Consider the following 22,377-nt stretch of genomic DNA (forward strand, 5'->3'; position numbering starts at 1 on the left):
ACGGTGGCGGACGCGATGAACGACACCACCACCCCGCCCGACCGCCCCGAACCGGAGGAGTGGGACGACGAGGACTTCGGTCCGGTCGGCCCCGACGATGATGTGCCGGGGCCGCCGCGGCCGGTGAACTGGAACCTGCTGCTCGCGCACGACCTGGAGCAGGAATGGCTCGCCCTCAACCTTTGGGTCGAGTGGGTCAGGAGAGAGTACGCGCTGCCCGCATCGGTGATCCCGCCGTTGTGGCACCGGCATCCGGCGCTGAAGTGGGAGCTTTCCGCGCTGCACCTGCACTGGCTCACCGCGTACGATCCGGAACAGGACGCCTCGGCCGCGATCGGGTGGCACCGCGACTTCGCCGCCGCCCGGCAGCGGCTGCGCGACTGGGTCGCCGCCTCCGGCACCCGCCTGGATCGCGACCGCCCCGACCGGCAGACCGCCTGGCCCGGCGAGCCCCCGGCCCCACCGGTCGAAGACATCCCCATCACGAACCGGCGCGAGGACTTCGTGGCCTTCGTGATCGAACAGGTCGCCCGCCGCAAAGCCGCCGAAGACGCCTTCTTCGCCCGCCTCGACGACGCCGACCTCGACACCGACATGGGTAGAGATTCCGAAGGCGGGTGAGTGGCGATGGTGCGGAACTATCAGCGCAAGACCCAACGCCCATCATCGGACCGGCGGTTGCGGGTCACGTTCACGAGGCGGGAGCAGATCGACACCGAGAAGATCGCCGAAGTCCTCATCCGCGTCGCCCTGCGCGAGGCCGGCACCGGCAGCACGGTCGGTCAGGCCGGAGACCAGTTCCGGGCGCTGCTGGCCAGCGAACGGTAGAATCCCTGTTGTACGTCCACCCCAGGGCGCTACCGGCTAACCCATCTGTTGCCCGAGCCCGTCGCGGTTCGGCAGGCCTCCCCATCTGTGTCGTGACCGCCAGTCGGCGCCCGCACCCAACCCCATCGCTGGGGACTGGGTGAGAGCCCGAAAGGCAGTCACGACCATGACGCTCATCGACCTCCCCGCCGGCCTCGACCTAAGCGCCCTGCGCACACTCGCCACCGGCCCGAAACCCTCCCACGAGGCGACGGCCCTTCCTGATGGGAAGGTGCCCGCGATCTCCTACCTGCGGGTCTCCACCAAGGACCAGGCCACCCGCAACGGTCTCGAAGAAGGCCTCTCCATCCCCGCGCAGCGCGACGCCGCGCAGCGCAAGGCCGACCAACTGAACGCCGTCATCGTCGCGGAGTTCATCGAGCCCGGCGAGTCCGGCAAGACCGCCCGCCGCAAAGCGCTCCAGGAGATGCTGGACTACCTCGCCGAGCACCCCGTCAGGTACTGCATCATCAACAAAGTCGACCGCATCGCGAGGAACCGGCTCGATGACGCGATCATCCACGCCACCCTCCGCCAGGCCGGGGTCACGCTCGTGTCCGTCATGGAGAACATCGACGAGACCCCGTCCGGGATGCTGATGCACGGCATCATGGCCTCGATCGCCGAGTTCTACAGCCTGAACCTCGCCCAGGAGGTCACCAAGGGGCTCGTGCAGAAAGCCACGATCGGCGGCACCCCGCACAAGGCACCCATCGGCTACCTCAACATCCGCACCACCGACGCGAACGGGCACGAGGTCCGCGACGTGGAACTCGACCCCGACCGGGCCGAGCTGATCCGGTTCGCGTTCACCGCCTACGCCACCGGCAATTGGTCACTCTCGAAGCTCGCCCGCGAGCTGGAGACCCGCGGCCTCACCACCCGGCCCACGCCGTCGTTCCCCGCGAAGCCGCTCACCTCGACCGCGCTGCACAAAGTCCTCACGAACCCCTACTACCAGGGCATCGTCACCTTCCGTGACGTGACCTACCCCGGCACACATGACCCGCTCGTCACGCCGGAGACGTTCGAGCAGGTGCAGACCATCCTGCGGCAGAATCACGTCGTCGGCGACAAGCCCCAGAAGTACGACCACTACCTCAAAGGCACGCTCTACTGCGCCTGCGGGAACAGGCTCATATTCGAGCGTCCCCGCAACCACCAGGGCGTCGCCTACGACTACTTCACCTGCACCGGCCGCCGGTTCAAGCGCAACAACTGCCAGCGCACCGCCGTCCTCACCCACCGCGTCGAGCAGTCCATCGAGAACCAGTACAAGCAGGTCTCCGTCACCAAGGAGGAAGCAGCGCAGATCGAGTCAGTGCTCGGGCAGGTGTTCGACACCCTCGCCGAGTCCACCAGCGACGAGCAGAAGCTCCTCGCCGGGCAGAAGGCGAAGCTCGAAGCCGAACAGGTCAAGCTCCTCCAAGCCCATTACGCCGGCGCGATCCCCATCGCCCTGCTCAAGACCGAACAAGACCGCATCCGCGCGAGCCTGCAAGCGATCACCGGCCGGCTCGACACGTTGGAGATGACCTACGACAAGGCCAAGGTCGGGCTCGACGCGATCCTCGGGCTCCTCACCGACATCGGCGACGTCTACGCCAAGGCCGAACCCTCAGAGCGGAGGATGCTCAACCGGGCACTGTTCGACCGCATCACCATCGATGACGAGGACGACGCCACCCTCCAACCGACTGAAGCGATCCAGACGATCCTGGCCACCAACCCCAGGCCACACAACGAAAGAACCTTGCCCCGCGATGATGCGGGGCAAGGTTCGAACGTTCAACTTTACGTGGAGGTAAGGGGATTCGAACCCCTGACCTTCTCCATGCCATGGAGACGCGCTACCAACTGCGCCATACCCCCGTGTGGGTGGTGTTCTCGCGAACGCCTGTATCGATGTTACTCACCCGCGCCCGAATTGCAAAATCCTGCGGGTGTGAGCTACGCAACGCTGAAGCCGGGTCGGCCGCAGCGCCGCGTCGGGCGCTTGCGAGATGTGCCGGTGACCGGGCGCTAGACTCACCATCGATGGACTTCATACTCAGCGCCCGCACCGATCTCTCCGTGCCCTTCCGGGACGGCGCACATCCGACGGCGCTGTGGCACTACCCGGCCCGCAGCGCGTCCGCCAGCGCAGACCGCCGGCCGGTATTGCTCATCCACGGCTTCCGCGGCGACCACCACGGTCTGTCGTTCATCGCCCATCATCTACGCACGCGCGAGGCCTATGTGCCTGATCTGCCCGGATTCGGGCTCACTCCCCCGTTGCCCGGCGGACTGACCCTGGAGGCCTACCTCGACTTCCTCGACGGGCTCGTCACCGCAGTGACCTCTGCCGCAGGCGCTCCCCCGCTGGTCATCGGACACTCGTTCGGCTCGATCCTGACCGCCCACTGGGCCGCCCGCACGATGAGCCGCGCCGATCGCGCCCAGGTGCCCCCCGCCTCGGCGGCGGCACCGCTCATCCTGCTCAACCCGATCGTCACCCCCGCACTCGCGGGCACGAACCGGATCATGACGCAGGCCGCACAAGCCTACTACTGGGCCGGATCACAGCTGCCAGAACGGGCCGGCAGCGCGCTGCTGCGCAACCGGGCCATCGTCCGGCTGATGAGCGAGGTGATGGCCGCAACCCGGGATCCGGGGCTGCGCGCGTTCATCCACGACCAGCATCGCCGGCATTTCTCGACGTTTGCCGACCGCCGCTCTCTGGCTGAGGCCTTCGAGGTCTCGATCCGGCACACCGCCGCCGAGGCGGCAGACGCGTTGACGATGCCGGTCACCGTGGTCGCCGGGCGGGATGACGAGATCGCGCCGCTGGCCGCGACTACGGCGTTCGCTGATTCGCTTCCGGATGCCGAGCTCGTGGTGTTCGATCGCGTCGGGCACCTGACGCACTATGAGCGCCCGGAGCAGATCGCAGGGATCATCGACGCGATCGAGGACTGACTGCTCAGTCGAGGCCGGCGTCGTCTTCGGGGTGGCGCGGCTCGGCCAGTCGGTTCGGGTGCGTCTTGCGCCATACCGGTGAGCCGCCCATGAAGGTCGCCCGCGAGAGGGTGTTCGAGGCGACCGAGGACACCAGCAGCAGCGAAACGAACGCGACCAGGGCCATGAGCAGGCGCATCAGGCTGAAGCCGTCCTGCCACAGCGTGTAGATGTAGGCGGCGGCCAGGATGAGCGGCATGCCGAGACCGGTGGCAGGTGAGAAAACGCTGATGCGGGCCAGGGCGTCCTTGGCACGGAACATCGCGATGACGGAGAAGAACACGAGCAGGCTGCCGGTGATCCCGAAGATCCCGACGAGCACGGCGGCCAGGGTGTCTGGGATCATCGGTGCCCCCTTGTCTGGATGCGGGCCAGCGCCACCGTGGCAAGGATGCCGAGCAGCGAGGACAGGAAGATGACGTCGAGAATGATCGACAGGTCCACGAGCATCGCGATGCAGGTGAGGATCCCGATGGCAGAGAAGTACACGAGGTCGCCGATGATGGCTCGCGAACCCATATCGATGGCGGTGAGCGCACGCACCAGTCCGATGACGATGCTGGCGGCCAGCAGAGCGATGCAGATCCAGATGACGATGGTCATCGCACATCACCCGACTTCGTTCCCTCACGGATGTCACCGGGTGCGCGTCCGCGGGTGACCTTGAGCAGTCGGCTCTCCATGTCGCGCAGCCCTTCGAGTGCTTCGTCCTCGCTGTCGGCGAAGAGGACGTGGACGAAAAGGGTCGGCGGCCGATACTCATCTCCGGCGCCGACGGCGACAACGAGGGTGCCCGGAGTGATGGTGATCGACGAGGCCATGAGGGTGACCTCGACATCGGTCACGCAGCGCAGCGGCAGTTCGACGATCATCGGGTGGCCGTAGCCGCCAGGCTGGAAGATGTGGGTGATGACCTCGACGCTGCCGGCGACGACTTCCTTGAGGATCCACGCGGAGTATCCGATCGCGCTGATGGGATTAAACATGTCCGAGCACCGCCTCCAGGTAGGGGGTGATGTTGAGCAGGCCCTCGGCGGCGCGCTGCGTGAACGGGATGACGAGCTGGGCGCCGAAGAACAGGAACACCGACACGGCGATCATGATCGCACCGGGCATGAGCAGCCGGTTCGGGATGCGCACATCGTCGGTCAGCTCCGTGGCCGGGGCGCGTCCGGTCTGCTTGGAGTCCGGATGGTAGATCGTCATGTCCTTGCCCCAGAACGTGTTCGACCACATCCGCTGCAAGGCCATGAGCCCGATGACCGAGCCGATGACGATCGCGGTGATGATGATCCCGGAGCCGGGCCGGTCTGCTGAGGCCGAGGCGAGGATCAGCCCGACCTTGCCCCACAGGCCCGAGGTGGGCGGTAGGCCGATGATGCTGAAGAGCCCGAGCACCATGAGCACCGTGGCGGGCTTCTCCCGTCGGGCCAGGCCTGAGAGCTTCTTGAACGCGCCGGTGCCGTAGGTCTGCTCAATGGCGCCGAGCACGAGCAGCAGCCCGGCCATCGTGATGATGTGGTGGATGAGGTAGTACATGCCCGCCGACAGTGCCGCGGCGGTCATGAGGGCGACGCCGATGAGGATGTGGCCGACGCCGTTGGACATTGTGAACGCCAGCACGTTGCGGGCCCGGTGCTCGCCGAAGGCGGAGATCACCGAGAGCAGGATCGTGAGGACGACAAGCGCGACAAGCACCCACGCCCACGGGGCCGGCTGGCCGAAGACTGCGGTGTAGACACGGTAGACGGCGTAGAGGCCGACTTTCGTGTGCAGGGCGGAGAACAGCGCCATCATGCCCGCCGAGGTGTTCGGATACGAGCGGATGAGCCAGCCGTGCATGGGAGCCGCGCCGGCCTTGCCGAGGAAGGCCACGAGAACGAAGCCGACCGCCAGCGACAGCTGCGGGCTGACATGGCCGATCGCTGCGATGCCGGCGATGTTGACGGTGCCTGCAGCACCGTAGACGAAGCCGACGCCGATGACGAGGATCGTCGAGATGAGGAGGTTGACGATGACGAACATTCGCCCCACACCCAGGCGCCGCCAGGTGCCGGTCACGGCGATGAGCGCGTAGGACGGCAGCACCATGACCTCGATGAAGACGAAGAGGTTGAACAGGTCGCCGGTGAGGAAGGCACCGTAGACGCCGGAGAGCATCATGAGCACCAGTGAGGGCACGAACCGGTACTGGTCCTCACCGGTGGTGATGAGGAACAGGCAGCACACGAATGCCGCCAGCGAGGTGACGGTGAGCATGAGCGCGGTGAACGTGTCGGACACGAACGGGATCGCCAGGCCGTCTTCGTATCCGCCGACCGAGTGGGCGATGACCGGCACCTGCTGGTGGTAGACGAGCAGCACGATGCCGAAGACGAAGACGAACACCGGAACGGCGAGCAGCAGGGCGCGTTCGAAGACGCGCGCGCGGATGATGACGGTCATCGCCGAGGCGAACAGCGGCACGGCGATGATGAGGAGCAGAAGAGCGGGATTCACTGCTGGTGGGCCTCCCCTGTCTCCGGTGTGCGGTATTGGTCGTCGTCGTGTCCGAGCACGGCCATCGCGAGCATGAAGATCGTCACCGCAAGCGTGATGACGATGGCGGTGAGCACGAAGGCCTGCGGCAGCGGATCTGCTGCGACCGCGATGTCGGTGCGGTCGGCCAGCGGTTCACCGCGCCAGGCGGGCACGCCGGAGGCCAGCAGCGCGAAATTCGCGGCGTGGGAGATGAGCGTGAGACCGAAGACGGCACGCACCATGGAGCGCTGGAGCAGCAGGTACACCCCGCCTGCGGTGAGAACGCCGACTGTGACTGCCAGGATCATTCTCCACGCTCCTTCATCTGGGTTCCTGAGCCGATGTGCCTCGATGATCTCGACAATCGGGTGTGGTCGCTCTCTTCTCTGAAGTAGTCCTCGGCTGTGGGTGGTTCGCCTCGCATGTTCTCCATCGGGCCGGCGAGCTCACCGTGGACCATCTCGTCGGTGCGTTCTCGGGTGCGCTCGTGATCGACGACATCGCGGTGCATCTCACCGAGGTAGAGGACGTCGTCACCGGCCGGGGTGAAGGCCGAGTCCGAGGTGCCGAGCAGGTTGAACGACACGAGGATGAGTCCGACGACCGCCATGTAGACGCCGACGTCGAAGATGAGCGAGGTCGAGAAGTGCTCGCCGAGGATGTAGCCGTGGATCGGCTCGAGGAACGATCCGGCGAAGATGAGTCCGACGATGCCGGTGAGCAGGGCGACGAGCACGCCGCCGCCGATGAGGAACAGCGGGGCGCGCGGCGGGCCGATCGCCCGGTCCTTCGAGGTCGACATGTACAGCAGTCCGACGATCGCCGAGCCGACGAGCGCTGCGATGAAGCCGCCGCCGGGCTCGTTGTGCCCGCGCCAGAAGATGAGCGCCGAGGTGATCGCAAGGATCGGGCCGACGATCCGGACCATGAGCTGCATGGCCACGACGTTCGGCCATGCCAGGGACACGGCACGGTGGGCCATGGAGCCGCGGGGGCGCAGCACGATCCACGGCCGGCGCGGCATCTCGGGAACCTCGGAGGCTGGCGGGTCGATGTACTTGTCGCGCACCGTCGACATGACGGCGACGATGGCGATGCCGGCCATGCCGAGCACGGTGAGTTCGCCGAAGGTATCGAGGGCACGGAACTCGACGAGGATGACGTTGACGATGTTGTTGCCCCCGGAGATCTCCGGGGCCTCATTCAGGTACCACATCGCGATGTCGGAGCGTTCGCGCCGGCCGGCCATCGCCCACGTCATTCCGCCGACGCCGATGCCGGCGAGGATGGCGAGCACGCCGCGGCGGATCTGCATGCGCTTGGGGTACTTCCAGAAGGTGCGCGGCAGCTTCTGCAGCACGAGCATGATGACGATGATCGTCATCGCCTCGACGAGCAGCTGGGTGAGTGTGACGTCGGGTGCGCCGATCGCCATGATCTGGATGGTTGCGAGGATGCCGATGGCCGACAGCGCGACGGTGGCGGTCATGCGGGAGCGGGAGAAGCAGACGGCGATGACGGAGAAGCCGATGAGGCCCAGCAGCACGAAGTCGATCGGGCGCGACAGGTTCGCCTGAGCGGCCGGCAGCTCATGGTCGGCCAGCACAGTGGCCAGGCCGCCGATCGAGACGACCGTCATGAGCCCGACGATCGCTGCGGCGTGCGGGGCGCCGCGCTCATCGCCGATGAGGCGGGTGGCCCGGGCGCCGAGCCGGCTGAGGAGGCGGGTGATGACGTCGATGACATCGGCACCGTTGAACGGCAGGGTCGCGGCGGTGAAGAACTCCCAGGCGCGCTGGCGGATGAGGATGATGACGATGCCGGCGGCGATGATGAGGGCGGAGGCGATGAGCTCGGGGCTGATGCCGTGCCACAGCGCCAGGTGCGGGTGCGGGTCGGTGCCCGGCAGCGCTGCAGCAGCGGCCGGGACGACGAGCTTCTCCAGCGTCGGCAGCATGAACGCCAGCGGCACGGAGGCAAGGATCGGCAGGGCCGCGAAGGTGAGCATCACCCTGTCCTCGTGACCGAGCTTCTCGGCCGGCACCTCGGGCCCGTCGACGAAGCTGCCGAAGACGATCTTGGCGCAGTAGGCGAACGTCAGCACCGAGGCGGCAGCACCGGCGATGAGGGCGAGCCAGCCGAGCGCGGCAGCACCCGGGGTCTCGCGCAGCGCCATGAAGACCGTCTCCTTCGACGCGAAGCCCAGCAGCGGCGGGATGCCGGCCATCGAGGCGGTGCCGATGATGGTGACGGCGAACGAGATCGGGGCGACCCGGAACAGCTGCGGGATGCGCCCGAACATGCGGGTGTGGCCGATGTGGTCGACGACGCCGACCATCATGAACAGCCCGGACTTGAACAGCGCGTGGGCGATGACGTGGAACACGGCCGCAGCCAGCGCCAGTTCGCTGCCGACGCCGATCGCGGCGACGATGAGGCCCAGCTGGCTGACCGTCGAGTAGGCCATGAGCTTCTTCAGGTCCGCCTGGTTGAGGGCGAACCAGCCGCCGAGGGCTGTGGTGATGAGGCCGGCGGTGATGAGCAGGCCGTTCCAGGCCGGGGTGGTGTGGAAGGCCGGGCTGAAGCGGATGAGCAGGAAGATGCCGGCTTTGACGACGGCGGCGGCATGCAGGTAGGCGCTGACCGGGGTGGCGGCGGCCATCGCATCGGGTAGCCAGGTGTGGAATGGGAACTGCGCGGACTTCGTCATCGCCGCGATCGCCACGAGCAGCGCCACTGCCGTGGTGGCGGCCGGATTGGCTGCCCAGAACGGATCGGTCAGGGCGGCGACGATGTTCGTGGTGCCGGTGAAGGCGATGATGAACCCGACGGCGACGAGCAGCAGCACACCGCCGATGAAGGTGATGAGGAGTGTGCGGAACGACGGCGCCTCCCCGGAAGAGCCCGACCGGGCGATGAGCATGAAGGACGCCAGGGACGTCAGCTCCCAGGCGATGAACAGGACGACGAGGTCGTTGGTCAGCACAAGAGCGACCATCGAGAAGGTGAAGGCGACCATCAGCCAGTAGAAGCTGAGGTTGCGGCCCTTGTCGAGGTAGTGCGTCGAGTAGAAGAGCACGGCCGCGCCGATAAGCAGCGCGATGTGGGTGAAGACCACGCCGATGCCGTCGATGCGGAAGGCGAGTTCGACGTTGAGGGCCGGCATCCACGGCAGCGCCCATTCCGGTGTGTCACCGGCGAGCACTGCCTGGGTGGCGGGGATGAAGGCGATGGCGGCAGCGACGTAGACGGCGCCGATGAGCCAGCCGGAGGCCCGGCCGGCGAGAGCGGTGACGACCGGGGTCAGTGCGACAAGGCCGGCCAGCAGGGCCAGGGTCACAAGTCCTGTCATGGATGTTCCACCCGTCCACCCGTGTTGGTGCCCTCAGATCGAAGAGCTCGGAATGCGGCTGCTGGCACGGGTGCGGGAGTCGCTTCGAACATACGCGACATAATATCGACACTGGACGAAGCTCGCCAAAACGCTGAGAACCTGATATCACCCTGAAGCCGACCGCAGATCACCGCAGGACGTAGCCTAGGCTGGTGGCGATGCGACTCTTCTTCGATGCCCGGTTCACCCGCATGACCCATCATGACGGGATCTCCCGGTACGGTGCCTCCCTGCTCACCTCCCTGCTCGAGCTCACTGCCGGCACCGACGTCGACGTCACCGCCATCATCCACGACGACCGGCAGCTGGCCCTGTTGCCTGAGGTCGAGTCGGTGAAGCTGAATTCCCCGCTGTCGCCGGCGGAGCTGTGGGTCGGCACGAAGCTCAACCGACTTCGCGCCGATGTCGTCTTCTCCCCCATGCAGGTGATGGGTTCCTGGCCGCGTGACTACAAGCTCATCCTCACCATCCACGACCTCATCTACTACTCCCATCCGCTGCCGCCGCGGGACCTGCCGGCACCGGTACGCGGGCTGTGGCGCCTGTATCACAAGGCGCATTGGCCGCAGCGGCTGCTGCTCGACCGTGCTGACGCGGTCGCTGCGGTATCGGAGACGACCGCCCGGCTGCTAGCCGAGCAGGATTTCACCAGCCGTCCGGTCACTGTCATCCGCAACGCTGCCGTCCCGCCGGCCGAGCTGCCGCAGCGCAGCAGCGGCCATGATGCGCGCACGCTTGTCTACATGGGTTCGTTCCTGCCGTATAAGAACGTCGACACGCTCGTCCAGGCGCTGCACTGGCTGCCGGGCTGGACGCTGCACCTGGCCAGTGGCATCACTGCGCAGATCGAGGCGCGGCTGCGCAGCCTCACGCCGGACTGTGCCCGGGTGGTCTTCCACCGCGGGACCAGCGATGCGGACTATCAGCAGCTGCTCGATCGGGCGACCGCGCTCGTCATGCCGTCGTTGGATGAGGGCTTCGGTCTGCCGGTCGTCGAGGCGATGAGCCGTGCAGTGCCGGTCGCGCTGTCGGACATCCCGGTGTTCCACGAACTCGCCGATGGTGTTGCGGAGTTCTTCGACCCGCGGGACCCCGAGGCGATGGCTGCTGCCGTGCTCCGGTTTGCCGATGCCGAACGCTGGCGAACCGCCGCCGAGGCAGGCCGCAGGCAGGCACAGACGTTCAGCTGGGAGCGCTCAGCCCAGCAGCTGCTCGATCTCGCTCACCAGCTGGTGGGCGACGAGCACCAGCCGAGGACTAGCGCCCGCCCACTGCGCTGACCGCGCGCCTCACGCGGGGGTGTCGGTGGCGCTCATCCCCCAGCTGCGCAGCACCCACGCGTCCCGGCGCGGGGTGAGCACACCGTAGGCGCAGTTGCCGAGAACGCCGAGGCTGCCGCTGCCGGCGCTCATGCCGAGGAGTTCCTCGGCAGCCCCGCGCAGCACCGCACCATGGGCGACGATGGCGATCGCTCCGTCAACCTCGCCGATCTCTGCGACGAGGGCGCGGATCGCCTGCACGACCCGGTTGGCTGATTCGCTGCGGCTCTCGCCGCCGGGTGGGCGCATGTCTTGGCCGCCGAGCCAGGCGGCGAGCTGCTCGGGCCAGATCTCGCTGATCTCCTGGCGGGTCTTGGCCTGCCAGTCGCCGACGTTGAGTTCGCGCAGCAGCGGGTTCTCCTCGACCGCGACGCCGAGGGCACCGGCGATCGCATCAGCGGTCTCGCGGGCGCGGGAGAGGTCAGAGGAGACGATAGTGCGGATGCCGTGACCAGCCAGCTGGGCGGCCACCGCTGCTGCCTGCTCACGGCCGCGGGCGTTGAGCGGGATGTCGGCGTGGCCCTGGAAGCGGCCCTCCCGGTTGTAGTCGGTCTCGCCGTGCCGGACGAAGTACAGCGCCTGGACCATCAGTCCTGCACACCTGCCGCCGGTTCACCGGCTGCGCTGTCGCTGCCTGCGTCGATGTCGAGTTCGATGACCGGGCAGTCCTTCCACAGGCTTTCGAGAGCGTAGAACTGCCGGTCCCCGGCGGTGAAGACGTGGACGACGACATCAACGAAGTCGATGAGCGACCAGCCTGAGGAGCCCTTGCCTTCACGCCGGGTCGGTTTGACGTCGTGGGCTGTGCGCAGCGCCTCTTCGACAGCGTCGATGACGGCGCCGGCCTGCCGCTCATTGGACACGGAGGCGATGAGGAAGATGTCGGTGAGGTAGAGCTGCTCGCTGACGTCGAGGGCGACGATGTCGGTGCCGAGCTTGTCGGCGGCGGCCTGTCCGGCAGTCCGGGCCAGTGCGATCGCGTGGTCGGTAGCCGTCACGCAGTTCCTTTCGTTACGAGGAGACCTCAGAAGATGAGGATGAGGGCGAAGATGATGAGGGTGAGCGCCGCGACTCCTGCGATTCCGAGCACGATGAACGGCAGCTTCGACGGCTCGCCGTCGTAGAGGATATCGCCGTCTTCGTGGGTGATCTGGCGCGCACTCATCGGCGGGGCTGGCGGGCTGGCGAGCTCATCGCCCTCCCCGGCGTCTGGGGCGTCCCACGATTCGACGGCGTCACCTTCGACCTCCTTGTCGAGGTCTTCCTGTGGAATCGCGTCGATCGGGGTGGTCATCGGGCCGGAGGCGCGAACCCGCAGTGCGTGGTCGTCGGCCTCGGCGCTGGGGTCGGTCTGGGTGCCGGCGGCCGTACCCGAGGCGGTGGGCGTCTGGGCGTCGTCGGCGCGCCGGGCCTCGTCGATCGCCGCCTGGGTGCGGGCGAGCTGGGCGGCGCCGGTGACGACGCGGATGCCCTCTGTTTGCGGGGGCTTGACGACGGGGGCGCGGCGCTGGCGTCGCGCTGTGAGGTCCACACCGCCTGCCGTCGGCGGGGTCGTGCCGGTTACCGGGCGGCCATGCTCGGGCACCGGGATTGCTGCCGCAGCCTGTTCGGGTGCTGCGGTCTGCTGAGCTGACGGCGAGGGCATCGGCTGGGCTGACGGCAGCGGTGAGCCGGCTGGCTGGGTGGCAGGCGGCGGGGAGGCAACGACCGCATCGGGCCTGGCTCCTGGTGACATCCGCTGGGTGCCGATCTGCTCGACTGGCATCCCGCTGGATCCCTGAGCCGGGGCTGCAGGGGTGCCCGGATGGCTGGTGGCATAGGCGCCGGGGCTCATGGTGTGCGGACGCTCGTCTGCGACGTCGTCGCTGAGGTCGCCGGCGAGGTTGCTCGCCGTGGCCTGCCGGGCCGGGGCCGAGGGGTACGGACGCTGGTCTGTGGCTGCGCTGCTCTCCTCGACCGGCGGGGCCGGTGGGCGCGGGGTCATCGCCGCAGCCTGCTCGGTGTCATCGCTCGCTGCTGCCGGGGTGTCCTGGGCGGTCGGTCCGGTGCCGGCGGCGCTCTCACCGGTAACGGTGGCGTCGGCGGCGTCGGCGGGAGCGGGCACGAGCCCGTGTTCGCGCAGATAGCGGCGCCGTTCGGCGCGCGTGGCGAACGTCGGCAGGTCCGTCGCAGACGGCGGCGGCGCATGCTCGGGCTTCGGCGGTGAAGGCACCGGCTGGGAGGGTGAGGGCGTCGACTGGGCTTCCTGCACCTGCGGCTGACCGTTCTGCTGATGCTGATCGGTCCGGCGCACCGGTGCTGAGGCGTCGTCGTAGCGACGGCGGTTGGCCGCGGTCTGCGGGGGTGCCTCTTCGACCGGCCGGTCGGCTGCCAGCGGGCCGCGCTCGTGGCGCACTGGCGGCACCTCGGCACCGTCGAAGGCCGGGACCGCCTGCTGCTGGGCTGCTGGCTGGTCGGCAGGTGCCTGGGTCTGCTGTACCTGAGTCGTGCTTGCCGGTGTCGTGTCTGCCGGCGGCTGCCCGGGCTGTCCGCTGCTCTGCCGGGCTTCGAAAGCCTGCTCGGCGGCACGCCGCTCTGCTTCGCGGCGCGCCTTGCGGGACATGAACTCGTCAGCCATCCTCACTCCTGTACAGCTCGTGCTTTGCGATGTACTGCACGACACCATCGGGCACCAGGTACCAGACCGGCAGGCCCTTTTCCACACGTGCCCGGCAGTCGGTCGAGGAGATCGCCAGGGCCGGGATCTGCAGTTGGCTCAGCTCATCGGTCGGGATGCCGTCGCCGTTGAGGTCGTGTCCTGGCCGGGTGACGCCGACGAAGTGCGCCAGCGAGAACAGCTCCTCGACGTCTTTCCACGTCAGGATCTGCTCGACCGCGTCGGCGCCGGTGATGAAGTACAGCTCGGTTTCTTCACCATACACCTCGGCCAGATCGCGCAGCGTGTCGATGGTGTACGTCTCCCCGGGCCGATCGATGTCGACCCGGGAGACGGTGAACCGCGGATTCGAGGCGGTCGCGATGACCGTCATAAGGTAGCGGTGCTCAGCAGCGGTGACGTGCTGCTTCTGATACGGGATGCCGGTGGGCACGAACACGACCTCATCGAGGTCGAACGTGGCCGCCACCTCGCTGGCGGCGACCAGGTGACCGTTGTGAATGGGATCGAAGGTGCCACCCATGACACCGACTCTGCGCGGACCTGATGACATGTCAGTGACGGTGCGAGATGCCCTTCCACGACATCGTGACGAACATGAGGAACATCAGGATGCCGAATGCGATGAGGCCGAAGTAGATCGGGTCCATCGGCAGGTCGATGACGACATGATGCTCAGGTGCTGCCTGGGCGAGCAGGATGGCGGTCTTCACTCAGTTTCTCCTTGTGTCAGATGGTGCCGGCTGCCGCGCGGGCGCGACAGTCGTCACCAGTTTCTCATGAAATGCAGGTCAGCGCGCACCCGGGCGCGGCGTGGCCGGCCATCGATTCAGGTGCGCAGCTGTCCGCTGCCGCGCATGATCCACTTGCTCGTCGTCAGGTGGGTCAGGCCCATCGGCCCGCGCGCGTGCAGCTTCTGCGTCGAGATGCCGACCTCCGCTCCGAGGCCGAACTGCCCGCCGTCGGTGAACCGGGTCGAGACGTTGACGCCGACAGCGGCGGCATCGACGGCACCGACGAAGGCGTCGGCGCTTGAGATGTCGTTGGTGACGATGACCTCGGTGTGGCCGGAGGTGTAGGCGCGGATGTGCTCGATGGCCTCGTCGAGGCCGGCGACGAGCTTGATGGCGATCTCCAGGCCGAGGTACTCCTTGGCCCAGTCGCGGCGGGAGACCCGCCGGACCTTGACGCCCTCAGGGGCGTACTCGCCGACATCGGAACCAGCGTGGATCGTCACGCCGTGGGCGTCGAGATCGCCGAGGATCTTCGGCAACACGCGCCGGGCGGCCTTCTCATGCACCAGCAGGGTCTCCAGGGCGTTGCACACGCTCGGCCGGTGGGTCTTGGAGTTGATGACCAGGTCGGCGGCCTGCCGGGCCGTGGCCGAGGCGTCGAGGAACATATGGACGTTGCCGACCCCGGTCTCGATGACCGGCACGATCGACTCATGGACGACGGCGGAGATGAGCTCGGCACCACCGCGCGGAATGAGCAGGTCGACGAAGTCACGCGACTGCATGAGCACCTTCGCACCGTCGCGGCCGTACTCGTCGATGCCGGCGACGGTCGCTGCCGGCAGACCCGTGCTTTCGACCGCTGTGCGCAGCAGTTCGATGAGCAGCGTGTTCGAGGACTTCGCTGCCGAGCCGCCGCGCAGCACGACGGCGTTGCCGGCCTTGATGGCCAGGGCGGCGATGTCGACGGTGACGTTCGGGCGGGCTTCGTAGATCGCGCCGATGACGCCCATCGGCACGCGCTGCTCGGTCAGCTGGATGCCGTTGAGCAGGGTGCGTCCCTGGATGACGGTGCCGACCGGGTCGTCGAGCGCGACGACCTCGCGCACGGCACCGGCGATGTCGGCGATGCGATCCTCGGTCAGCCGGAGCCGGTCGAGCAGCGCATCGGAGGTGCCCTTCTTCTCCGCTGTCTCCAGGTCCTCGGCATTGGCCAGCAGAATGTCGGCGGTGTTCTCCTCCAGTGTCCGGGCGATCGCCTCGAGCGCGGCGTTCTTCACCGCCGTCGAGGTCGTAGCCAGCTCCGCGGAGGCATCCTTGGCGCTCTTGGCGATGCGGGTGATCGCGCGCACGGTCTTGGGATGGATGTCAGAAGTCGCAGTTTCCGTCATGGTCAGTGCTTTCTAGAAGACGGCGTCGGTGAGAACCAGGTCGTTGCGGTGGATGATCTCCTTGCGGTAGTCATCCCCGAAGCGCCGGCCCAGTTCGTCAGTGGACAGCCCGAACATGTCTGGGAGTTCGTGAGTGGCGAAGTTCACCAGCCCACGCGCCACCAGCCTACCGTCAGAGTCGCGAACATCAACTGGATCTCCGGCTTCGAACACCCCGTCGACGCCGGTGACTCCGGCGGCCAGCAGGGAGGTGCCGCGCCGCGAGATCGCGCGCACGGCGCCGTCGTCGATGCGGATGGAGCCGAGCGTCTGGGCCAGGTGCGCCAGCCACAGCAGGCGGGTCTGGCGGCGTCTGTGGGTGACGGCGAAGTAAGTGCCGATGTCCTCTCCGGCCAGTGCCCGGTGGACGTTGGCGGCTGCTGTCAGCACGGTCGGTATGCCGGAATCGGCGGCCATGGTCGCCGCCTGCACCTTCGTCATCATCCCGCCGGTGCCGGTGCCGGCCGCCCCGGCGCCGCCGATGCCGTAGGCGGCCAGTGCGTCTTGGTCCGGGACGAAGTCGACGCGACGGGAGTCCGGGTTGCCCGGGGGTGCGGTGTAGAGCGCGTCGACGTCGGAGAGCAGCACGAGCGCATCGGCGTGCGTCAGGTGGGCGACGAGGGCAGCGAGACGGTCGTTGTCGCCGAAGCGGATCTCGTGGGTGGCCACAGCATCGTTCTCGTTGACGATCGGCATGATGCCCAGGGCCAGGAGGCGTTCGATGGCGCGCTGGGCGTTGCGGTACTGGGTGCGGCGGATGAGGTCGTCGGCGGTCAGCAGCACCTGGCCGGGCACCACGGCGTGTTCGCGCAGCACGGTGGTGTAGGCGGCCATGAGCAGGCCCTGGCCGACGCCTGCGGCGGCCTGCTGGGTGGCGAGGTCCTTCGGCCGTTTGGGCAGTCCGGCCGGTTCGAGGCCGGCGGCGATTGCGCCGGAGGAGACGAGGATGACCTCGTGGCCGGCGGCCCGGTGCTGAGCCAGTGCGGTCGTCAGGGCGCGCAGATGGTCGCGGTTGAGGCCGCCCGCCACCGAGGTCAGCGACGAGGAGCCGATCTTGACGACGAGGCGCTTGGCGCCCCGCACCGCCTCGCGGGTGGCCTCCAGGGTCACATCGGTCATTCCTGTTCTCCTTCCTCCCGCAGGGTCTTCTCGGCCAGCCGCTCGGCTTCGAACTCGGCACGGGTGGCGGCCTTGGCGTCCATTCGCTCATGGAACGCGGCCTTGCGCTCACGGCGGGTGGCGCGGCCGCCCTCCTCGAGGCGGGCGTCGCCGCCGCGCGGGGCGGCCAGGAGTTCGGCTCCGCCGACCATGGTCGGATCCCAGTCGAAGACCACACCGTCATCAGGCCCGATGACGATGGTGTCACCGGGCTTGGCACCGGCCCGGAACAGCTCTTCTTCGACGCCGAGGCGTTCGAGCCGGTCGGCGAGGTACCCGACGGCTTCGTCATTGCCGAAGTCGGTCTGGCGCACCCAGCGTTCGGGCTTGGCCCCGAGGATCCGGAAGAGCGGGCCGTCGGCGGAGTGCTCTTCAACGATCTGAAATCCGGTGTCGTCGACGGCGACGGGGCGGATGATGGTGCGCACCGGCTCCCTCGCCTCGGCAGCGCGGCGCTCGCGCTCGGCGGCAACGATGTCCGCCAGCGCGTAGGACAGCTCCTTCAGTCCCTTGTGGGTAGCGGCGGAGACATCGAAGACGCGGTAGCCGGCTGCTTCGACGTCGGCGCGGACGATGTCGGCCAGATCCTGGGCATCGGGCACATCGACTTTGTTGAAGGCCACGAGGGTCGGGCGTTCGGTCAGCGGCAGCAGGTCACCGGGGGTGTTGTCGTCTCCGGGGGCGACGTCGACCTCGTAGGCGGCGAGTTCGGCTTCGATGGTCGTAAGGTCGCTGACCGGGTCGCGGTCGGTCTCCCAGGTGGCCATGTCGATGACGTGGACGAGGACGGCGCAGCGTTCGACGTGGCGCAGGAACTCGTGGCCCAGCCCGCGGCCCTGGGCGGCTCCGGGGATGAGCCCGGGCACATCGGCGATCGTGTAGCGGGTGTCACCGGCCTGCACGACTCCGAGGTTGGGCACGAGCGTGGTGAAGGGGTAGTCGGCGATCTTCGGCTTCGCTGCTGACAGGGCGGCGATGAGACTGGACTTGCCGGCAGACGGGTAGCCGATGAGGGCGACGTCAGCGACGGTCTTGACTTCGAGGATGAGATCGCGGGTATCGCCGGGTTCGCCGAGCAGGGCGAAGCCGGGTGCCTTGCGCTTCTTCGAGGCAAGCGCTGCGTTGCCGAGCCCGCCCCGGCCGCCGGCAGCGGCGATGAACCGGGTGCCCGGTTCGACGAGGTCGGCCAGCAGGGTGCCGTCGGCGGCTTTCACGACCGTGCCGGAGGGCACGGGCAGGATGAGGTCCTCACCGTCGGCGCCGTGGCGCAGGTCGCCCTTGCCGATCCCACCGCTGGGGGCGCTGCGGTGCGGTGAGCGCTGGTACGGCAGCAGCGTGGTGGTCTGGTCGTCGACTTCGAGGATGACGTCGCCGCCGTTGCCGCCGTTGGCGCCGTCGGGACCGCCGAGGGGCTTGAACTTCTCACGCCGCACCGAGGTGCAGCCGTTGCCGCCGTCGCCAGCGGAGACGTGGAGAGTCACACGGTCAATGAATTCGATGGCCATAGCGTCCTGTCATCCTGTGGTTGCCGACCAGGTAGGCTGCCTGGCCTGGGTGCTGGCACGACTGCCGAGCGGCTGCCCGCTCAAGCCTAGCGGGCGCAGCGCCGCGGTGGGTGGTGCGCCCGCTGGGCGAACGGCGCGGAAGATGCACAGAGGGGTTAGTCCGTGCGGACTCACCCCTCCGTGCGCTCACCGTCGTGGTGAGCTGGCAGCCGGGCTGCCGGAATGTCTGTTATCAGCCGGCGACGATGTTGACGACCTTGCGGCCGCCCTTCGCGCCGAACTCAACGGTGCCTGCCGAGAGGGCGAACAGCGTGTCGTCGCCGCCCTTGCCGACATTGGCGCCCGGGTGGAAGCGGGTGCCGCGCTGACGGACGAGGATCTCGCCGGCGTTGACGGTCTGGCCGCCGAAGCGCTTGACACCCAGTCGCTGGGCGTTTGAGTCGCGACCGTTCTTGGTCGAGCTCGCTCCCTTTTTCGTTGCCATAGTGTGTCTCCTAGAAAGAGCTGGGTGTGCTTACTTGATGCCGGTGATCTTCAGGCGGGTGAGATCCTGGCGGTGACCGATCCGCTTCTTGTATCCAGTCTTGTTCTTGTACTTCTGGATGACGATCTTCGGTCCGCGGGTCTCGTCGACGACCTCGGCGGTGACGGTGATCTTGGCAAGCGAGTCGGAGTCGTGGGTGACGGTGTCGCCGTCGACGTGCAGAACTGCTTCGAGTTCGACGTTGTCGCCTGCTGCGGCCTTCATACGGTTGACGGTGATGATATCGCCGACGCTGACCTTCTCCTGATGGCCGCCGGCACGGACGATGGCATAGACCATGTGCGAACCCCTTCTTAGCATTCTGCGCGCCCAGCCGGATGCTGCGGCGACTTCCCGAAACGGCAATGCTTCCTTGGTCCGTCTCCTGCTGCCGGCTGCCTGGCAGCTGGCAGGAGGATCCGACCCATTGAGAGGAAGGATCGACCGTGATGCTTTCTGCACCGACGCAACAGTCTAGCGCGCCCGGCTGCCGGATTCAAAGCAGCCAGGCGGCACCAGAACCGGTGCTTCTCCCCTGCACGGCCGGTCTGCATCCGCTCAGGCTGAGCTGTCGCGGTTCTCCTCGGCGATCCGCTCATGGTGGCGGATGACCTCGGCGACGATGAATGTGAGGAACTTCTCAGCGAACTCGGGATCGAGGTGGCTCTCCTCGGCCAGGGAGCGCAGCCGCTCGACCTGCCGGGCCTCGCGCGCCGGGTCGGCTGGCGGCAGGTCGCTGCTGGCTTTGAGCCGGCCGACGGCCTCGGTGAGCTTGAACCGTTCGGCGAGGATGTGGATGAGGGCGGCGTCGACGTTGTCGATGCTGTTGCGCAGTCGCGTGAGCTCCGCCGGTGATGCGGTGCTGGTGTCTGCCTGCGGGCCGGTTGCGCTGGCGGCAGACTGCGGGTCGGCGGATTCGCGGCTCATCTGTCCTCCTCACGTGAGCGGGTGCTGGCAGCCGTTGAGCCGGTTGCCTGCCGGTCGCGGCCGGCGGTGTCCGCTCCGGCATCTGACTGGAGTTCGCCTGCTGCCGTCGACCCGGTGTCCGCGGCGAAGCCGGCAACCGGTTCGGCGGCCTCCAGCTTATGGCCGCCGGAGACCTGTTCGCTCAGCGTGTTCGCGATCTGGGCGAAGCCGGGATGCTGGTCGAGTTCCTCGATGAGGACTGCCTGGGAGTCGGCGTCCTGCAGCACCACCGACCAGTTGGGGTGGGACTCGCCGGCGCCCGGGATGTGCGGCAGCGCCTGCTGGCCGACGATGTCCATGAGGGAGGCGCCGAGGTAGGCGGCGTTGAGCTGCCCGAGGTAGGTGTGCAGCCCGACGACGACCGGCCAGGGTTCGTCGATCGTGCCGACCATCGTCTCGGTCGGGGCCAGCGCACCGAGTTCCGCGGCTTCCTTGAGCACCTCCTGGCGCCTGGTGCGCTCTTCGCTTGTGAGCTGCTGGATGTCGCCGTGAAGGGCCTTGTGCTGCTGCGCCGCGTCGAGGTCGCCGAGGTTGATGTAGCTCGCCAGCGGGGCGTGGGTCGGCGGGGTGAGGACGGCGATGGTCTCAGCCGGCGCAGACCCGTCGGCGAAGCTGTGGCGCAGCTCGCGGTCCTCCCACACCGAGGTGGTCGAGAGGATGTCGAGGCCGAGCCGTTCGGATTCGAGTGCGAGCACTGCGTCGATCGCCGCGCTGCCGAGGTCGACCTCGGCCCAGGCGTCCTCGTCGGCGTCGGTGACGGCCCAGCGCTGGCGGCCGAGGCTGGAGAAGCGCTCGATGCTGATCGCCCCGGCTCCGGCTGCGGCGGTGCGCAGCATGTCGCGCACGGCGGTGTAGCCGTCTGCCGCGAGCAGCTGGGGGTTCCATGGCCGCAGGGCGGCATCGCCGCTGGAGGCCGCGCCGTCACGGCGTTCGATGCCGTCGAGGTACAGGCTCTGACCGCCGGTCTGCGCGCCCTCGCTGTGCAGGCCTGCCCACCAGTCTCCTCCCTCGGCACTGATGCCGGGAGCGATGTCGGTGATGAGCCCGACCCGCATGCCGACCTGTGCGGCGACAGCCTTGACGTGACGCAGCTGTTCGACGGCCAGGAACTGCGTCCACAGCCAGAACTCGACGCCAGCGCGGTGCTCGTCGAAGAACTCTGCGGCTGTCCTGCTGCGCGGGTGCGGCATCTTCTCCCGCCACGCATCCGGGTTGCGGCTGGTCGCATAGTGGGCGGCTGCTGCGCTCATGAGCGCCCAGCGCTTGAGCGATTCGGGCGCCTGCCGACAGAAGTCGCTGAACAGCCGGCGCCGCGTCGCCGTCGGCGGCATGCTGTAGAGGATGCGCAGGGCAGCGAGCTTGTCGCCGAGCACCTTGGCGCGCGGGATCGGCTCAGCGCCCGCATTCGGCAGGCCCCAGCCGCGGCCGAGTGACTGGATCGCCTCACGCTGGGCGGCCGGCACGTGGCCGATCTCAGGTACGTCCTCGATGCGCAGGTAGATCGGGTCGATCGCGACCCGGCTGGAGGGCACATAGGGCGACGGGGTGCCCAGCGGGCTGGCCTTGGAGCTCTTGACGCTGGTCTCGCGGATCGGCAATGCGTGGATGGGACCCAGCCGGATGAAATCGGCGCCGCGATCGGCGGCGGCGATGACGAGATCACTGAGATCGCCGAAGTCGCCGACGCCCCAGGAGCGGTGGGAGCGGATGGCGTACAGGTCGGCGCACACACCCCACATCCGCCCGTGTGCCGTATCGTCACGGCCTGCGCGGCGGCCGGGATCGGCCGTGGCTGCAGGGGCGACGATGAGCGGGCAGCGGTGCTCGGCGTCACCGTCGGTGAGCACGAGGGTGTGGTATCCGGTCGGCAGCCTTTCGGGCAGCACGGCAGTGCGGCACTGGCGCAGCTGGGGTGACCCGTCGACCATCACCGAGGTGGTCGCGGTCGCCTCGCCGATCGACTCGACCGGCATCGCCGCGCCGTCTTCGGTCTCGATGACCAGCCGGTGAGGTGCGCCCTCGCGCACGTGGATCGCCACCTCTTCGGATGCGTCTGCCCGCATCGTCACGCACTGCGGCAGACCCCGGCGCAGCTCATCATCGGCGAGCTGCTGCAGACTGGCGGCCACGTCGTCGTCGGTGGTGGCGGCCACCCCGAGCGCTTCGAGCAGACCGGTGAGCACCGCCTCGGGAACGGGTCGCTCGGTGCCGTCGTCGTCGCGGGTCACCGGGCTGATGCCGCAGCGGGCGGCGAGGTCGTGCAGCGAAGTCATGTGCGCCATGCCTTCAGATTAGTGGATAGACGTGA

The 22,377-nt window shown here is 68.0% G+C and carries 23 protein-coding genes, 1 tRNA gene and 1 pseudogene; 5 read left to right on the top strand and 20 right to left on the bottom strand.

Annotated features, from left to right (window positions below):
* Positions 1 to 15 precede the first annotated feature (15 nt).
* The 3 genes and pseudogenes from M3B11_RS10320 to M3B11_RS13410 all read left to right on the top strand — a co-directional run.
* Positions 16 to 621 (top strand): hypothetical protein, encoded by a 606-nt coding sequence (locus M3B11_RS10320; RefSeq protein WP_259877374.1) that lies wholly within the window; start codon positions 16 to 18, stop codon positions 619 to 621.
* Positions 622 to 627: 6 nt separating this feature from the next.
* Positions 628 to 828, top strand: coding sequence for a hypothetical protein (locus M3B11_RS10325; RefSeq protein ID WP_026077257.1), 201 nt, complete (start codon positions 628 to 630; stop codon positions 826 to 828).
* 166 nt (positions 829 to 994) lie between these two features.
* A pseudogene (locus M3B11_RS13410) lies at positions 995 to 1,867 on the top strand (recombinase family protein); the annotation flags it as partial.
* A gap of 318 nt (positions 1,868 to 2,185) precedes the next feature.
* Here M3B11_RS13410 and M3B11_RS10340 read toward each other — a convergent pair.
* Complete coding sequence (locus M3B11_RS10340; protein WP_259877377.1) at positions 2,186 to 2,344, bottom strand: hypothetical protein; 159 nt, start codon at positions 2,342 to 2,344, stop codon at positions 2,186 to 2,188.
* A 322-nt stretch (positions 2,345 to 2,666) separates the two neighbouring features.
* Positions 2,667 to 2,739 (bottom strand) — tRNA-Ala (locus M3B11_RS10345).
* 165 nt (positions 2,740 to 2,904) lie between these two features.
* Between M3B11_RS10345 and M3B11_RS10350 the strand changes: the two genes are divergently transcribed.
* Positions 2,905 to 3,825, top strand: a complete 921-nt coding sequence (locus M3B11_RS10350) for an alpha/beta fold hydrolase (protein ID WP_259877378.1) — start codon at positions 2,905 to 2,907, stop codon at positions 3,823 to 3,825.
* A 4-nt stretch (positions 3,826 to 3,829) separates the two neighbouring features.
* Here the strand turns inward: M3B11_RS10350 and M3B11_RS10355 are convergent, their stop codons facing one another.
* Genes M3B11_RS10355 through M3B11_RS10380 form a run of 6 tightly spaced genes read right to left on the bottom strand, consistent with a single transcriptional unit; the run spans position 3,830 to position 9,736 of the window.
* Entirely contained in the window at positions 3,830 to 4,210 is a 381-nt protein-coding gene (locus tag M3B11_RS10355; RefSeq protein ID WP_102159827.1) for a monovalent cation/H(+) antiporter subunit G, read from the bottom strand.
* On the bottom strand, positions 4,207 to 4,467 hold the full coding sequence (locus M3B11_RS10360; protein ID WP_165883077.1) for a transporter: 261 nt from the start codon (positions 4,465 to 4,467) through the stop codon (positions 4,207 to 4,209). The genes M3B11_RS10355 and M3B11_RS10360 overlap by 4 nt, the downstream gene beginning before the upstream one ends.
* A complete protein-coding gene (locus M3B11_RS10365) occupies positions 4,464 to 4,850 on the bottom strand; it encodes a Na+/H+ antiporter subunit E (RefSeq protein ID WP_259877379.1) in 387 nt (128 codons plus the stop codon). Before M3B11_RS10365 ends, M3B11_RS10360 begins: the two co-directional genes overlap by 4 nt.
* A complete protein-coding gene (locus tag M3B11_RS10370) occupies positions 4,843 to 6,363 on the bottom strand; it encodes a monovalent cation/H+ antiporter subunit D family protein (protein ID WP_259877380.1) in 1,521 nt (506 codons plus the stop codon). Before M3B11_RS10370 ends, M3B11_RS10365 begins: the two co-directional genes overlap by 8 nt.
* Positions 6,360 to 6,692, bottom strand: a complete 333-nt coding sequence (locus M3B11_RS10375; RefSeq protein ID WP_165883080.1) for a sodium:proton antiporter — start codon at positions 6,690 to 6,692, stop codon at positions 6,360 to 6,362. The genes M3B11_RS10370 and M3B11_RS10375 overlap by 4 nt, the downstream gene beginning before the upstream one ends.
* A complete protein-coding gene (locus tag M3B11_RS10380) occupies positions 6,689 to 9,736 on the bottom strand; it encodes a DUF4040 family protein (RefSeq protein ID WP_259877381.1) in 3,048 nt (1,015 codons plus the stop codon). The genes M3B11_RS10375 and M3B11_RS10380 overlap by 4 nt, the downstream gene beginning before the upstream one ends.
* A gap of 200 nt (positions 9,737 to 9,936) precedes the next feature.
* Between M3B11_RS10380 and M3B11_RS10385 the strand changes: the two genes are divergently transcribed.
* On the top strand, positions 9,937 to 11,058 hold the full coding sequence (locus M3B11_RS10385; RefSeq protein WP_259877392.1) for a glycosyltransferase family 1 protein: 1,122 nt from the start codon (positions 9,937 to 9,939) through the stop codon (positions 11,056 to 11,058).
* Positions 11,059 to 11,067: 9 nt separating this feature from the next.
* On the opposite strand, the gene M3B11_RS10390 is transcribed toward M3B11_RS10385, so the two are convergent.
* From M3B11_RS10390 to M3B11_RS10445, 12 genes are all read right to left on the bottom strand, one after another.
* Positions 11,068 to 11,685 carry a histidine phosphatase family protein gene (locus M3B11_RS10390; protein ID WP_259877382.1) on the bottom strand — a complete coding sequence of 206 codons (618 nt, stop codon included), beginning with the start codon at positions 11,683 to 11,685 and terminating at the stop codon, positions 11,068 to 11,070.
* Complete coding sequence (gene rsfS / locus M3B11_RS10395; protein WP_259877383.1) at positions 11,685 to 12,095, bottom strand: ribosome silencing factor; 411 nt, start codon at positions 12,093 to 12,095, stop codon at positions 11,685 to 11,687. Before rsfS ends, M3B11_RS10390 begins: the two co-directional genes overlap by 1 nt.
* 26 nt (positions 12,096 to 12,121) lie before the next feature.
* Positions 12,122 to 13,714 (bottom strand): hypothetical protein, encoded by a 1,593-nt coding sequence (locus tag M3B11_RS10400; RefSeq protein ID WP_259877384.1) that lies wholly within the window; start codon positions 13,712 to 13,714, stop codon positions 12,122 to 12,124.
* Positions 13,707 to 14,306 (bottom strand): nicotinate-nucleotide adenylyltransferase, encoded by a 600-nt coding sequence (gene nadD, locus M3B11_RS10405; RefSeq protein WP_165883086.1) that lies wholly within the window; start codon positions 14,304 to 14,306, stop codon positions 13,707 to 13,709. The genes M3B11_RS10400 and nadD overlap by 8 nt, the downstream gene beginning before the upstream one ends.
* A 1-nt stretch (position 14,307) precedes the next feature.
* Positions 14,308 to 14,466, bottom strand: a complete 159-nt coding sequence (locus M3B11_RS10410; RefSeq protein WP_170273905.1) for a hypothetical protein — start codon at positions 14,464 to 14,466, stop codon at positions 14,308 to 14,310.
* Positions 14,467 to 14,582: 116 nt separating this feature from the next.
* The gene (locus tag M3B11_RS10415) at positions 14,583 to 15,878 is read right to left on the bottom strand and encodes a glutamate-5-semialdehyde dehydrogenase (protein ID WP_259877385.1); all 1,296 of its coding nucleotides are present in this window, start codon (positions 15,876 to 15,878) and stop codon (positions 14,583 to 14,585) included.
* A gap of 12 nt (positions 15,879 to 15,890) precedes the next feature.
* On the bottom strand, positions 15,891 to 17,036 hold the full coding sequence (gene proB / locus M3B11_RS10420; RefSeq protein WP_259877386.1) for a glutamate 5-kinase: 1,146 nt from the start codon (positions 17,034 to 17,036) through the stop codon (positions 15,891 to 15,893).
* Positions 17,033 to 18,580, bottom strand: a complete 1,548-nt coding sequence (gene obgE / locus M3B11_RS10425) for a GTPase ObgE (RefSeq protein WP_259877387.1) — start codon at positions 18,578 to 18,580, stop codon at positions 17,033 to 17,035. Before obgE ends, proB begins: the two co-directional genes overlap by 4 nt.
* Positions 18,581 to 18,812: 232 nt before the next feature.
* Positions 18,813 to 19,064, bottom strand: a complete 252-nt coding sequence (gene rpmA, locus M3B11_RS10430) for a 50S ribosomal protein L27 (RefSeq protein ID WP_102159802.1) — start codon at positions 19,062 to 19,064, stop codon at positions 18,813 to 18,815.
* Between the two features lie 30 nt (positions 19,065 to 19,094).
* Positions 19,095 to 19,403 (bottom strand): 50S ribosomal protein L21, encoded by a 309-nt coding sequence (rplU, locus tag M3B11_RS10435; RefSeq protein ID WP_102159800.1) that lies wholly within the window; start codon positions 19,401 to 19,403, stop codon positions 19,095 to 19,097.
* A gap of 258 nt (positions 19,404 to 19,661) precedes the next feature.
* Positions 19,662 to 20,030, bottom strand: coding sequence for a chorismate mutase (locus M3B11_RS10440; protein WP_175294591.1), 369 nt, complete (start codon positions 20,028 to 20,030; stop codon positions 19,662 to 19,664).
* A complete protein-coding gene (locus M3B11_RS10445) occupies positions 20,027 to 22,351 on the bottom strand; it encodes a 4-alpha-glucanotransferase (protein WP_259877388.1) in 2,325 nt (774 codons plus the stop codon). Before M3B11_RS10445 ends, M3B11_RS10440 begins: the two co-directional genes overlap by 4 nt.
* Positions 22,352 to 22,377 lie beyond the last annotated feature (26 nt).

It is taken from the genome of Brevibacterium sp. p3-SID960 (assembly GCF_025144725.1).
In the GTDB taxonomy this organism is placed as follows: domain Bacteria; phylum Actinomycetota; class Actinomycetes; order Actinomycetales; family Brevibacteriaceae; genus Brevibacterium.